This window comes from Nisaea sp. (assembly GCF_965216895.1).
Classification (GTDB): Bacteria; Pseudomonadota; Alphaproteobacteria; order Thalassobaculales; family Thalassobaculaceae; genus Nisaea.
On sequence record NZ_OZ244205.1, the window covers coordinates 4,123,054 to 4,135,565 of the forward strand.

Annotated in this window: 11 protein-coding genes; 1 reads left to right on the forward strand and 10 read right to left on the reverse strand. The window is 60.7% G+C overall.

Annotated elements, in window-relative coordinates:
• Positions 1 to 12 precede the first annotated feature (12 nt).
• Positions 13 to 1,260, reverse strand: coding sequence for a fumarylacetoacetase (gene fahA / locus ACOOE1_RS19540; protein ID WP_420403878.1), 1,248 nt, complete (start codon positions 1,258 to 1,260; stop codon positions 13 to 15).
• Between the two features lie 2 nt (positions 1,261 to 1,262).
• Positions 1,263 to 2,621 (reverse strand): homogentisate 1,2-dioxygenase, encoded by a 1,359-nt coding sequence (hmgA, locus tag ACOOE1_RS19545; protein ID WP_420403879.1) that lies wholly within the window; start codon positions 2,619 to 2,621, stop codon positions 1,263 to 1,265.
• Between the two features lie 110 nt (positions 2,622 to 2,731).
• Here hmgA and ACOOE1_RS19550 point away from each other — a divergent pair, with 110 nt between their 5' ends.
• Positions 2,732 to 3,220, forward strand: a complete 489-nt coding sequence (locus tag ACOOE1_RS19550; protein ID WP_420403880.1) for a MarR family winged helix-turn-helix transcriptional regulator — start codon at positions 2,732 to 2,734, stop codon at positions 3,218 to 3,220.
• A gap of 3 nt (positions 3,221 to 3,223) precedes the next feature.
• On the opposite strand, the gene ACOOE1_RS19555 is transcribed toward ACOOE1_RS19550, so the two are convergent.
• From ACOOE1_RS19555 to htpG, 8 genes are all read right to left on the reverse strand, one after another.
• Complete coding sequence (locus tag ACOOE1_RS19555; protein WP_420403881.1) at positions 3,224 to 3,823, reverse strand: PAS domain-containing protein; 600 nt, start codon at positions 3,821 to 3,823, stop codon at positions 3,224 to 3,226.
• A 260-nt stretch (positions 3,824 to 4,083) separates the two neighbouring features.
• Complete coding sequence (locus tag ACOOE1_RS19560) at positions 4,084 to 4,542, reverse strand: hypothetical protein (RefSeq protein ID WP_420403882.1); 459 nt, start codon at positions 4,540 to 4,542, stop codon at positions 4,084 to 4,086.
• Positions 4,543 to 4,582: 40 nt separating this feature from the next.
• A complete protein-coding gene (locus ACOOE1_RS19565) occupies positions 4,583 to 4,870 on the reverse strand; it encodes a coiled coil domain-containing protein (RefSeq protein ID WP_420403883.1) in 288 nt (95 codons plus the stop codon).
• A gap of 474 nt (positions 4,871 to 5,344) precedes the next feature.
• Positions 5,345 to 6,331 carry a phosphoribosylaminoimidazolesuccinocarboxamide synthase gene (locus tag ACOOE1_RS19570; RefSeq protein WP_420403884.1) on the reverse strand — a complete coding sequence of 329 codons (987 nt, stop codon included), beginning with the start codon at positions 6,329 to 6,331 and terminating at the stop codon, positions 5,345 to 5,347.
• Between the two features lie 268 nt (positions 6,332 to 6,599).
• Positions 6,600 to 7,619: an HNH endonuclease gene (locus ACOOE1_RS19575; protein ID WP_420403885.1), complete on the reverse strand. Its 1,020-nt coding sequence runs from the start codon at positions 7,617 to 7,619 to the stop codon at positions 6,600 to 6,602.
• Positions 7,620 to 7,626: 7 nt separating this feature from the next.
• A complete protein-coding gene (locus ACOOE1_RS19580) occupies positions 7,627 to 8,616 on the reverse strand; it encodes a DNA-methyltransferase (RefSeq protein ID WP_420403886.1) in 990 nt (329 codons plus the stop codon).
• Positions 8,617 to 8,740: 124 nt separating this feature from the next.
• On the reverse strand, positions 8,741 to 10,180 hold the full coding sequence (locus ACOOE1_RS19585; protein ID WP_420403887.1) for a restriction endonuclease: 1,440 nt from the start codon (positions 10,178 to 10,180) through the stop codon (positions 8,741 to 8,743).
• A 382-nt stretch (positions 10,181 to 10,562) separates the two neighbouring features.
• Positions 10,563 to 12,467 (reverse strand): molecular chaperone HtpG, encoded by a 1,905-nt coding sequence (gene htpG, locus ACOOE1_RS19590; protein ID WP_420403888.1) that lies wholly within the window; start codon positions 12,465 to 12,467, stop codon positions 10,563 to 10,565.
• Between the last annotated feature and the right edge of the window lie 45 nt (positions 12,468 to 12,512).

A 12,512-nucleotide genomic window follows, 5' to 3' on the forward strand; every position in this document is an offset into this window, starting at 1 on the left:
TCTTCTCGTTGCCTAGCTGCGCGCAGGCAGAACCCTGCCCGTGCAGTCTCCGAAACCGATCCGGTATCCGTCGCCCTGCGCATGACCGCGCAAGGTCACCCTGTCGCCGTCCTCGAGGAAACTGCGGTCCTCGCCGTTTGCCAGTTTCAAGGGCGTCTTGCCGCCCCAGCTCATCTCCAGCAGCGAGCCGTAGCTGTCCGGCGTCTCGCCGGATATCGTGCCCGAGCCGAGCAGGTCGCCGCTGCGCATCGGGCAGCCGCTGCTTGTGTGGTGGGCGAGCTGCTGGGCGGCGGAATAGTACATCGTGCTGTAATTGGTCCGGCTGATCACCGTTTCTTCGGACGAACCGGCCGGTGTCAGCGCGACTTCCAGATCGATCCTGTAGAGCATCGGCCCCGGTTCCTCGAGATAGGGCAGGAGCTTGCGCTCGCGCTCCGGCGTCGGGGTGCGGAACGGCTCAAGCGCCGCCTTCGTCACCACCCAGGGCGAGATCGTGGTGCAGAAGGCCTTGCCCTGGAAGGGCCCGAGCGGCTGATATTCCCAGGCCTGGATATCGCGCGCCGACCAGTCGTTCAGCAGGACGTAGCCGAAGATCATCTCGCCGGCCTCGGCGACCGAGACCGGCTTTCCGAAGCGGCTGCCCGTGCCCACCACGGCACCCATTTCCAGTTCGATATCGAGCCTTTGGCTCGGGCCGAATTCGGGCTCGCCCTGGTCCGGCCGTTTCAGCTGCCCCTCGGGTCGGTGGAAGTCCGTCCCACTGACCACGACGGACGAGGCGCGGCCGTTATAACCGATCGGGATGTGCAGCCAGTTGGGCGGCAGCGCGTTTTCGGGGCCGCGGAACATGGTGCCGACATTGAAGGCATGCTGTTTGCCGGCATAGAAGTCGGTGTATTCGCTGACCCGGAAGGGCAGGTGGAGCGTCACGGCGGCGAGCGGGTGCAGGTAGCGCTCCTCCTTGTTCCGGACCGCGCCGTCGCCGCCCTCGCGAAGGAGGTCGGTCAGGCGGGCGCGGACCTCGGTCCAGAACTCCGGGCCGCACTCCATGAAGGGGTTCAGTTCCGGCGCTGAAAAGACCGGTTTGCCGCTCGTCGGCAGCAGCCCGTCCGCCTCGAGCGCCGCCAGGTCGAGCACCCGATCGCCGATGGCGGCGCCGCAGCGCGGCGCGCCGGAGCCATGGGAAAACACGCCATAGGGCAGGTTCTGAACCGGAAAGTCCGAGGTGTCCGCATTGGCGGACGGAAGCCAGCTGCGCATGATCACTTGATACCCGGTGTTCCGTCGAATTTCTTCTCGAGGCCTGTCCAGCAGCCGATATAGTCGTCCTGCAGAGGGGCGTCCTTCGCCGCGTATTCGGTCAGGTGCTGCGGGAAGCGGGTCTCGAACATGAAGGCCATGGTCTCGGTCAGCTTGTGCGGCTTCAGTTCGGCGTTGGAGGCACCCTCGAAGGCCTGGCTGTCGGGGCCGTGCGGCAGCATGCAATTGTGCAGGCTCATGCCGCCCGGAACGAAGCCCTCGGGCTTGGCGTCGTAGGCGCCGTAAATGTTGCCCATGAATTCCGACATGATGTTGCGGTGGTACCAGGGCGGCCGGAAGCTGTGCTCGGCGACCATCCAGCGCTCCGGAAAGATGACGAAATCGATATTCGCCGTGCCCTCGGTCTCCGACGGCGCGGTCAGTACCGTGAAGATCGACGGGTCCGGATGGTCGAACAGGATCGCGCCGACCGGCGAGAAGGTGGTGAGGTCGTACATGTAGGGCGCGTAATTGCCGTGCCAGGCGACGACGTCGAGCGGCGAATGCGCGATATCGGTGGCGTTGAAGCTGCCGCACCATTTGACGATCAGGCGGCAGGGCGTCTCCTGCTCCTCGTAGGCGGCAACCGGGGTCTTGAAGTCGCGCGGGTTGGCGAGGCAGTTTGCACCGATCGGGCCGCGGCCGGGCAGGGTGAACTTGGCGCCGTAATTCTCGCAGATATAGCCGCGGGCCTCGTCGTCCAGCAGCGTCACCTTGAAGATCATGCCGCGCGGCACGACGGCGATCTCGCGCGGGCCGAGCGCCATGCGGCCAAGCTCGGTGAAGATCTCGATGCGGCCGAGCTGCGGGACGACCAGCATTTCGCCGTCCGCGTTCATCATGTAGTCGTCCGTCATGTCCGCGTTGCAGGCAAAGACATGCACCGCCATCCCCGTCTGGGTGTTGACGTCGCCGGCGGTGGTCATGGTGCGGATGCCGCTGACGAAATCGGTCTTGCCGGTCGGGAGCGGGACCGGGTTCCAGCGGTACTGGCCGAGCGGCAGGCCGTGTTCCGGCTGGTGCGGCGCTGTCTTCCAGCCGTCGACGGCGATGCGGGAGAAGCGGGAGGTGTGCTTCACCGAGGGGCGCATGCGGTAGAGCCAGCTGCGCTCGTTCTCGCCGCGCGGCGCTGTGAAGGGACTGCCGGATAGCTGCTCGGCATAGAGCCCGTAGGCGCATTTCTGCGGACTGTTCTGGCCCTGCGGCAGGGCGCCGGGCAGGGCCTCGGTTTCGAAATCGTTGCCGAAGCCGGGCATATAGCCCGTCGAGGTGCCCGTCAGCGGATTGCTGCTCATCGTGGCGGATTCGGAAACCTTGTTCATTTCGTCCTCCCGGAGGGCGCTGTTTCAGGCCCGGATTTTTGATTGGTTCCGGGCGTCATCTCCCGTAGGATGGGCATGATCGTTACATATGAAACGAATGTCAATTGCCGATGCCGCGAGAGACCGATACCGATATCGACATGCTGGATCTCGACCGTTTCCTGCCCTACCGGCTGGCGGTGATCGCGGCCCGGGTCAGCAAGGCGCTCTCGACGCTCTATGCCGAGCGCTTCGGAATCTCGATACCGGAATGGCGGGTGATCGCCCATCTCGCCCGCTCCGAGCGGATCTCGGTGCGCGATATCCAGGCCCGGGTCAATCTCGACAAGGTGAAGGTGAGCCGGGCCGTCAGCCGGCTGGAGGCGGCGGGGCTGGTCCGGAAGTCGGCCAAGGCGTCGGACGCGCGGCTGCTGGAAATCTCGCTGAGCGAGGCCGGCTGGGCCGTCTACAGGCAGATCGTGCCGCTGGCGAAAGATTTCGAGCGCGATCTCCTCGGTGTGCTCGACGCCGACGACCGTGAGGCGCTGGAGCGGATTTTCGGCCGGCTGCACGACCGGCTCGACGCGACCGCGGCGCCCGACGCCGCGTCCGCGGACTGAGCGTCAGAATGCCGTCGGCGTCGCGCCCGGCGGTCGCGGGCGCCATTCGCCGGGGATCTGGCCGACAAGCAGCCTGGAGACCGTTCCCCTCCCGTCCGAGAGCGGCAGGATCAAGCGGCTCCAGCTCGCGGTCTGCGACCCGGGTCTGGGATAATGGACGGAGAGCAGCGGCCTGCGCGTCGTGCTGACCGCCTGGTAGGTCGCGAGGAAAAAATTGACGATATATTCGCTGTCGCCGAATTGGCGCACGGTCTGCCCCGTGACGTCGCGCCCGAACCGTTCGGCGATCAGGCTGCCATAGAGGCGGTAGCGAAAGTCGCTCCCGGCTTCGAGCACCTCTAGCAGCATTACGTAGCCGAGGATGAAGCGCATCTCCGCGGGATCGATCATGTGTTCCGGCGCCGCCGGAGCGCCACCGGCCTTGGCGCGCCAGTAGTCGCGGAGCTGCCGCAGCCGGCTGTCCTCGATCTGCTCCACTTCCGGGTCCCAGACGAGGTCCGGCGGATAGGCGCCGTTCTGAAGAAAAACCGCCTCTACATCGCAAACGCGATCTTCAAGCAGAGCCGAGCGCATCTCCGCGGCAATCTGAAACTCGCAATCCAATCCACGCTTCCCGTCTCGCCCCGCCGCTCGAACGGCCCGCGGCGACACGCAACCGGCGTGGGCCGCAAGGGTTCGGCAACCACACCTTGCTGCTATGGTTCTATGAAAAAAGCGTGTATTTGGCGAGGTACGAATTCGTCGGGACGGATGGTTTTTCCGTCACCGGATCTTTCCGCGGTCGGCGGGGCGCGATCCGGTGACGGTGCTGGCGCGCGAATACGCCGCCTCAGGGGAGCGGGCGGCGTATTCCGCCGGTCATTTTAGCTGCCGGCGTCCTTGTCGGCCGACTTCCAGGTCTCCGAGAAGGAGTTCCAGGCCTGGGTGAAATCGGACTTCAGGTCCTCCCACGCATCGGCCGTGCCGGCCTTGAGGGCGCCGTAGCGCTCGCCGAGCTCGTTCCGCGCCGCCTGCAGCTCCTCGATGCCTTCCTGGGCGGTCTCGCGTGCGGACTCGGACATCTCGGCCCAGTTCTCGCGCAGCGCCTGCCCGCGGCGGTCGATCTCCGCATCGAGCTTGTTCATCGCCGCCTCGGCCTCGGCGACCGCCTGCTTGCGCTCCTGCGCGGTGTATTTGGCGATCGCGTCCATCGATTCGGAGATCTCGGTGCGGACCTCCTTGGCGGTGACGAACGGGGCCGTCTCCGAGGCGATGGCCGGGGCCGCGCCGGCGGTAAGGGCGGCGGCGAAAGCGGTGGTATAGAGGATCTTGCGAACAGTCATCTTCGGTCTCCTTTGCTGGTGGCGGATTGCGGGTTCGGGGTTACTGGTAGCGGGTCCGGGCGCTGTCGAAGGCGGCGGAGATGTCGTCCCAGGCCTTCTCGAAGCCGGACTTCACGTCATCCCACGCCTTGTCGCTGGCATCGCGCAGCTCCGTCAGCCGGGCTTCGGCCTTGTCGCGCTCCGCGCGCATCTCGTCGAGCTGGCGCCGGAAGTCGATCTTCGCGTCGGCCTCGGCCTCGTCGGCCCTGGCCTTCATCTTGGCGATCTCGGCATTCCACTGCTCGATCCGGGCCTTGGCTTTCTCGATATAATGATCTCTGTCTGACATCGAAATCCTCCTTCGAGCGAACAGATGGTCATCAAAAATGATTTCGCAACCTAAATATTTTCTGTGAGTCTCGAACGACGCGGTGCGCCGTCGGGCGATCGCCCGCTCTGCCGAAAGTCCGGTTATATATTGATATGGTTTATTAAAAATCTGAGTTCTTGGTGCTCGGCGTGGAGCGTGGTCTGTAATAAAATTATTTTGATAGCCAAATTGAATTGGCCTGAAACGTACTGACGGTCCGCCTGTGGAGGCCGATCGAAACCACGGGATGCATGCCCCCGCGCCGGGGCCGCACCGGCCATGTCTCCTTGATCCGGCCGCTCCGGTTCCGATTGGAAGCCGCTGTCCCGCTTCGGCAGCCGAAAGCGCGCGGGGATGCCGGGGCGGGCGTGCGCGCCGAGTCCCGCGGCGTTTCCGTGCGCGGGGGAGGGCGCATGACGGTTGCCTGCCCGGATCGAGACGGAAGCGGTCCGCTCAGAAATAGTCCGGCAGCGCGGCGGCGAGCGCGGTCCGGATCCGCTCGCGCACCGGCACCGCGGGATCCGGCCGCTCGAAACTCTGGCCCGTCACCTGCTCGTAGAGCGAGACATACTTGTCGCTGAAGGCGAGCAGGGTCTCGGCCGGGATCTCCGGGATCGGGTCCGTGTAGGGATCGCACTGGCCGGCGATCCAGAGCCGCAGGAACTCCTTGTCGAGGCTCTCCGGCTCCTCGCCGGCATCGAACCGCTCCTGATAGCTGCCCGCGATCCAGTAGCGGCTGGAATCCGGCGTGTGGATTTCGTCGGCGATGGTGATGGTGCCGTCCCTGTCGATGCCGAACTCGTACTTGGTGTCGACGAGGATCAGCCCGCGCTTCGCCGCGAGGTCCTGCCCGCGGGCGAAGAGCGCGAGGCTCTTTTCCGCCAGCTCGCGCCACTGCGCGGGTGTCACCAGATCCGAGGCGAGGATCTCCGCCTCGGTGATCGGCGCGTCATGCCCGCCATCCGCCGGCTTCGTCGTCGGCGTGATGATGGTCTGCTCCAGCTTCTGGTTCTTCCTCATGCCGTCCGGGAAGGGATGGCCGTAGATCACCCGCTCGCCGCGATTGTACATCGTCCAGGCGCTGGTGCTGGTGGAGCCGGTGAGATAGGCCCTGACGACGATCTCGATCGGCACCATGTCGAGATCCTTGACCAGCACTACGTTCGGGTCCGGGTAGGAGATCACCTGGTTCGGGCAGATGTCGGCCGTGTGGTCGAACCAGTAGCGCGCCGTCTGGGTCAGCACCTGGCCCTTGCAGGGCACGGCACCCAGCACCTGGTCGAAGGCGGACTGCCGGTCGGTCGCGATCAAGAGGCGCCGCCCGTCTGGCAGCTTGTAGGCATCCCGCACCTTGCCCCGGACGAAGCCCGGCAGTTCGGGGAATTCCGCGTCGCTGAGGCAATTGTCGAGAAGCTGCGAGGAGACGGGCTGCGGCGCCATGGGCGAGGTCCTGTGTGCGGTGATCTGCGAAGGGCGGCACGATAGCGGCTTTGCGCGCGGGCGCAATGGCGGGGTTGGGGATGGCAGGGCGGGGCCGCACTGCGCCCCGAATTTAGTAGTGTGTCTCCCTTTGATCCCCAGGCGCGAAGCAACGGAGCCATTGGAGAAAAGTATTTTCCTTGTGGGGAAAAATAGGAAAAGCCTCTAGTTCTTTCGATAATGAAGCAGCTTGTCTATTGAGGAAAAAGGAGATGCAGGCGAGATCCTCTCAGAAACGCCAGCCTCTCATCTCGTTTACTTGCTGGATGAAGCCTTCTGCTGGTCGGTCACTACGGTTTGGTGGGACCTCGATCATCGGAAAAAGGCTGTTTCGGAAATCGTCAATTCCTCCGTCTAGGCCAGAACGGACTAATTCACGCTCCATCTCTTCGTTTCGATGGATGTGAAAACCTGAATCGAATGTGACCAACCCTCGATCAAATGCCCGGTGGTGTGAGGCACAAAGGGCAATGCCGTTGCGGGTCTCGTCCGTACTGTCTGGATGCGCCGCAGGCAGAATATGCGCCGCATCGAGTAGTCTCAGCTGGACACCACACATTGCGCACGAGTTCGAGTAAGCCGTTAAAACTCGACCTCTAAAATCTGCTTCCCTGAGCGCTTTTCTCGCAGAAATGACCGCATATTTCCGAGGCGCGGGAGCGCGCTCTTCAATCTCTGCTTCGGCAACTGAATCGGGATCCGCAGAGATTTGCTCAAGAAGCCGCAGGGCTTCTTCGGACGAGCCACAAGCGTGCAATTCTTCCATGTTTGCTAGATACACGCCCATATATGACGGTCTAACCGCAAATGCGACCTCTTCTGCGCCCCTAAAATGATGGGCAAGCCCGTTCAATCTTGCCGATTCCAAAGCTGGTTGGCGGATTTGTATCGATGGAGACCCGCCGAGAGGATCGAGATGGTACCCAATGTCATAGGCAGCGTAGACGCCTAGATCCGCGCACCATCCAAGAATAGCCGTCTTGCCACCTGTCTCGCGAATGAACCTCTGGTGTCCATCAAATTCGGGAAGGCCAGTTACTTGAATTCGCCATTCATCTGGTAAGCTCACACGCCCGCCAAAAGTAAGGTTCCATATATAAACTCTGAGTCGAAAAGATTCGTTTTGGCCTAAGATCTGGTATGTCGCCGGATGATCTCCTCCGCCGGATAATTTGAGAAAACTTAGACTGCTTGCACGCAAAGCTTCTTCAAAAAGATGAAGGAGTTCGGGCTTTCGGAGTGGCGGCACTGGGACTTCACTCCGCTGCGCTTATAAATATAGCTGCAGCTTCCGGATTTTCTCCGTCATCGGTTGCGATTTCTTTGCGTAGATGGGGGGGGCGTAGTTTTCCGCCATCTTCAGGTAAAGGAGCGGGTTCGCGTTCGTCGCCACTGTTCCAAAGTAACCCCGGATGAGGAATGCGGTAATAGCCTTCATCCTCCTTCTTGCCGACTCTTGTCTTCGGTGGGTGTTGCGGAGTTTCGAAGCGACCTACTGCACCCTGTAAATAAGATTCAATCAATTCAGCACAAATCCACCTGCGACCGAGACGTTCCGATACCTCTCCTGTAATGCAACTCCCGCCAAACGGGTCTAGAACCGTATCACCAGGGTCAGTCACCATACGGATAAAGTATTCTGGTAGAGCCGCGGGGAAACGAGCCGGATGCGCTTTAATGCCGTTTTCTTTGCAATAGCGCATATAGCTACTATTACTTTCCGTATTGGGAACAGCTATTAAGTTTGGTGGAATGGATGCTCCGTTATCAATTGAGAATTTTTCGCTGATATCGTGACCTGAAGGTCTTAGCTTTGCTTTGTACCCATTGCTTAGAAGCATTTTCATGCTGTCGCTGTATGGCTGCAAGACGCGCCTATTGCTGGCTCGCGGCCAAGGGGATTTTGATAGCCACCAAACGGTATTAATCGCGTCTTTTACGCGTATCCGCCGAACATTAACCCACTCTGCTGGAGTGGGGAGCTTCGAAGGGTTCCACCAATAGAACTCCTGAGCCAAGTGGAAACCAAATTCCTCACACAGCATTATTAATAGCTTAAAATGATAAAGGCTACGCACCGGGAGCCCCGGCTTCCATGCGCCCCCAAGGTCGATTACAAGGCTACCGTCGTCTTTGAGAACTCGCTGAAACTGTTCGGCGAACGCGCGAAACCATTCGAGATACGCATCCTCTTGTTCGTTGCCGTAGTCCTTCTTTCGCGTCAATGCGAAGGGTGGGCTTGTCATGATTAGGTCAATCGAAGCGGTCTCTCGGCGCTTCATAACGTCTAGGCTATCGGCATGATATATGCAGCCTAGAGGGGTCCTATGATAAATTATTGGAGGCTCGTTTTTGCTCATTGAATAGCCCCTATAGGTTCAGTCTTTTCAAACTCGTGGCATGACGAGCTTCACGTTCAAACGCCCGGATGACGGTGGCAGGGCTCTCGCCAATCGCGGCTAAGTCGCCGCTGTCAAGCATCACGATTGCAAGATTGGAATCTGCCATGATTTTATTCGCATAGCGTCGAGCCTCGCTGCCAATTTCGCCGGTGGTGACGATCACGATCGCGTTGCTCTTGAGAAAGTGGGTCAATCCCACCTCTTTTGCCACGTCATCGAGCGATACGCGAGCCGTGTTCTTGCATTGGATCTGCCATCGAGAGAATATCAGGCGTGCGCTTTCGAAAATGAGGTCAACCTCGGCTCCTCCCGTCTGGTTCGCCCGCAAACGTGTCGCTACATACGTCATGTCGAGAAGGCGCATGATTTTGAACGCTAGCGCTTCGAGGGCTAGTCCGGCCTTGTATCGATCCTTGTCTTCCAGCTTTTCTAAAATCTCCGAGAGCGGGGTTCTTAGGAGAGCAAGAAGTTTTGGGTCGGTCTGATTCTTGAGTTGTTCGAGTAGCGGTTCAATGACATCGGTAACTAGTTTGGCCGTTGGCGTGATTTGGAAAGGCTTTGCCCCGCGCCCTGTGGTCGTTTTTTCCGCTCTGATATAGCCAGCGCTCTCTAGCGCATTGAGAACGAGCTTAGGTAAGCTCTTTTCAGGAAATCTCACGCCATATGTCGCAGCGGCCAGCTTCGCTATTTCATTCGCTGGTTGGGGTGCACTGGTTCCCATGTTAGCCAAAGTTCTGAGGAAAGCGCGCTGCTCAGGTGTGAAATCAGCTAGCACCTCAAACTCGTCGGGATTGAGGCTGAGAATATCCTCGATCTGGTGAGGGTCGATATGCCAACGGCTACCCACGAACACGCCAGCCTTCTCAAGCCATAGACGCATTATGCTCGGGTGCTTACCACCCGATGGATAGTGGATGCCTCTCGCGGCAAGTCCTTCTCGAAGCGTCGTCAAATTTACCTGTTCGCCTGCGGCTACCATATCCTGAATACAGCGGACAAGACTCATTCCATGCAAGCTAACAAGAGTATGTTTCGCTAGCCGTCTATAAAGCGCTGTTTCATCGCCCCTGAGGCCGAGTAACTCGTTTCCGAACTCCGTTAAGTTCGCGTCTCGGTCGATAATTCCGTAGGCGATCATTCCAAGCTTGGTATTGTTGGCAAGTTTGGCGCGATTGTAGTCGCTGGTTGCATGCCCTTCAAAATAGGTGGCTCGAATTTCTGCCTCAAAGGCTTTCCAATCCCCACCGTTTCGATCTGCAATTTCGAGAACCACAGGCAACTCAATTTGTGAGGGCGAGAATTCACTGCCGAAAGGAAGATCACTTTTTTTCATTCCTTCCGCCCCCGAGATGCGCCAACAAAGCCACTGCTGCCAATCATACACCTCAGGATATTGGGGCACGTGCATGATGTCATCCCGTATCTGGTGGTCATTCGTGGTGTGACTCCCGATCGGTTTATGAAAGGGCTAGGCCGGTTTTCTCGCCCGGAAGAGAGAAAGTGCTCGAAGGCCGCTCAAATGGCGCGGCAGTGTGCTGAGATGAAAGGAGGGCGGACGCTTCGATTGACTCGAAGAGGCAAATGACAAAGGTGGGCGCAAGGGGGCATGCCCATCTGCCGAGGCGAGCCATGGCGAACTGCTCCAAGGTGCTAGTGATACCAACGCCTATCTTAGGCAAGTTTTGATTGATTCAGTTATTTGCAGCGATCGAACCGCCGGGGAGCCTCCGGAAAAACGGCCGGTCAATGACCGGCCGTCTATTCAATTTCCTTGCTAAAGTTCAGCAGCCTCAAACCGCCAGCCCCCGCTCCATCGCCATCGCCAGCCGCCGGGCGAAGGCCTTCGGGTCCGGCACGGCCTCGCCTTCCATGATGCGGGCCTGGTCGAGCAGCAGATAGGCCGCGTCTTCCAGCTCCTGGCCGGTCTTGCCGGCCTTCACGCGCTTGGCCAGGGTCTTGATCACTGCGTGCCTGGCGTTGATCTCCAGCACCCGCGGGGTCGCCTTCTCGAGCTGCTTGTGCTGGCGCAGGAGGCGTTCGAGATTGATGTCCATGTCGCCTTCGTCGGCGATCAGGCAGACCGGGCTGTCGGTCAGGCGTTTGGACTCGCGGACGTCCTTCACCGCCTCGCCGAGGGCGAGCTTGAGGGAGGCGATCAGCGGGGCGATCTCGGCGCCCGCGTCCTGCTTCGCCTCCTCGTCCTTCTTGGCGTCCTCCGGCTTGTCGTCCGCGCCGCCCTTGACCGCGTCGAGATCGGCCGAACCGCGGGTGATCGACTTGAAGGGCTTGCCCTCATAGCCCTCGAACATGGCCTGGAGCCAGAAATCGTCGATCGGGTCGGTCAGCAGCAGGACCTCGACGCCCTTGGCTCTGAAGCCCTCGAGATGCGGCGAGTTCAAGAGCGCCTCGGGGCTCTCGCCGATGATGTAGTAGATCGCCTCCTGGCCCTCCTTCATCCGTTCGGCATAGTCCTTCAGGCTGACGAGCTTGTCGCTCTCGGTGGTCCTGAAGCGGACGAGGGAGAGCAGGGTCTCCCGGTGCTCCGTGCCGTCGGCATAGAGCCCTTCCTTCATCACCGGGCCGAAGGCGTCCCAGAATTTCGCGTATTCCTCGGGCTCCTTCTCCGCCTTCTTGGAAAGCTCGGAGAGCACGCGCTTGGTGACGGCCGAGGAGATCTTCTGCAGCACCGGGTTGCGCTGCAGCAGCTCGCGGCTGACATTGAGCGGCAGGTCCTCGCAATCGATCACGCCGCGCAGGAAGCGGAGGTACTCGGGAACCAGCCCCTCGCAATCGTCGGTGATGAAGACCCGCTTCACATAGAGCTTCACCCGGTTCTTGCGCTCCGGGTGAAAGAGGTCGAAGGGCCGCTGGGTCGGCACGTAGAGCAGCGAGCTGTATTCGATCACGCCCTCGGCCTTCCAGTGCAGGGTGGCCCAGGGATCGTCGAAGGCATGCGCCGCGTGGTGGTAGAATTCCTTGTACTGCTCCTCGGTGATCTCGCTCTTCGGGCGGGTCCAGAGCGCGGAGGCCTCGTTCAGCGGCTTCTCTTCCTCGCCCCCGTCGGACCTGGCGATGAAGAGGATCGGCACCGGGATATGGTCGGAATAGCGCTTCACGATGTGCTGCAGGCGCTGCTCCTCGAGGAACTCGAGCGCGTCCTCCTTCAGATGCATCGTGATGATAGTGCCCCGGTTGGCCTTCTCGGCATCCGAGACGGTGTATTCGCCGAGCCCGTCGGAGCTCCAGAGATGGGCCTTGGTCTCGCCGGCGCGCTTGGTCAGCACCTCGACCTTGTCCGCCACCATGAAGGCGGAATAGAAGCCGACGCCGAACTGGCCGATCAGGCCGGCATCCTTCTTCTCGTCGCCGGAGAGGTTGGAGACGAAGGCCTCGGTGCCGGAGCGCGCGATGGTGCCGAGATTGTCGTTCAGCTCCTCGGCGCTCATACCGATGCCGTTGTCGGAGAGGGTGAGGGTCCCGGCTTCCTTGTCGGCGGCGATCTTGATCTTGAATTCGCCGTCGCCCGTGGTCAGGTCAGGGTTGGTCAGCGCCAGGTAGCGCAGCTTGTCGCAGGCATCGGAGGCGTTGGAGATCAGTTCGCGCAGGAAGACTTCACGCTCGCTGTAGAGCGAATTGGCGACGATCTTCAGGAGCTTGCTGACCTCGGCCTGGAACGTCCGCTTTTCCGCAGTCATTTTCGCGATCACCTCTTGCTTAAATTGGGATCAATGTGATTGATG

What these genes read in the sequence shown, in the direction of transcription:
- fahA (WP_420403878.1), bottom strand. Translation starts at nt 1,260, where the DNA reads ATGCGCAGCTGGCTTCCGTCCGCCAATGCGGACACCTCGGACTTTCCG.
- hmgA (WP_420403879.1), bottom strand. Translation starts at nt 2,621, where the DNA reads ATGAACAAGGTTTCCGAATCCGCCACGATGAGCAGCAATCCGCTGACG.
- ACOOE1_RS19550 (WP_420403880.1), top strand. Translation starts at nt 2,732, where the DNA reads ATGCCGCGAGAGACCGATACCGATATCGACATGCTGGATCTCGACCGT.
- ACOOE1_RS19560 (WP_420403882.1), bottom strand. Translation starts at nt 4,542, where the DNA reads ATGACTGTTCGCAAGATCCTCTATACCACCGCTTTCGCCGCCGCCCTT.
- ACOOE1_RS19565 (WP_420403883.1), bottom strand. Translation starts at nt 4,870, where the DNA reads ATGTCAGACAGAGATCATTATATCGAGAAAGCCAAGGCCCGGATCGAG.
- ACOOE1_RS19570 (WP_420403884.1), bottom strand. Translation starts at nt 6,331, where the DNA reads ATGGCGCCGCAGCCCGTCTCCTCGCAGCTTCTCGACAATTGCCTCAGC.
- ACOOE1_RS19580 (WP_420403886.1), bottom strand. Translation starts at nt 8,616, where the DNA reads ATGACAAGCCCACCCTTCGCATTGACGCGAAAGAAGGACTACGGCAAC.
- ACOOE1_RS19585 (WP_420403887.1), bottom strand. Translation starts at nt 10,180, where the DNA reads ATGCACGTGCCCCAATATCCTGAGGTGTATGATTGGCAGCAGTGGCTT.
- htpG (WP_420403888.1), bottom strand. Translation starts at nt 12,467, where the DNA reads ATGACTGCGGAAAAGCGGACGTTCCAGGCCGAGGTCAGCAAGCTCCTG.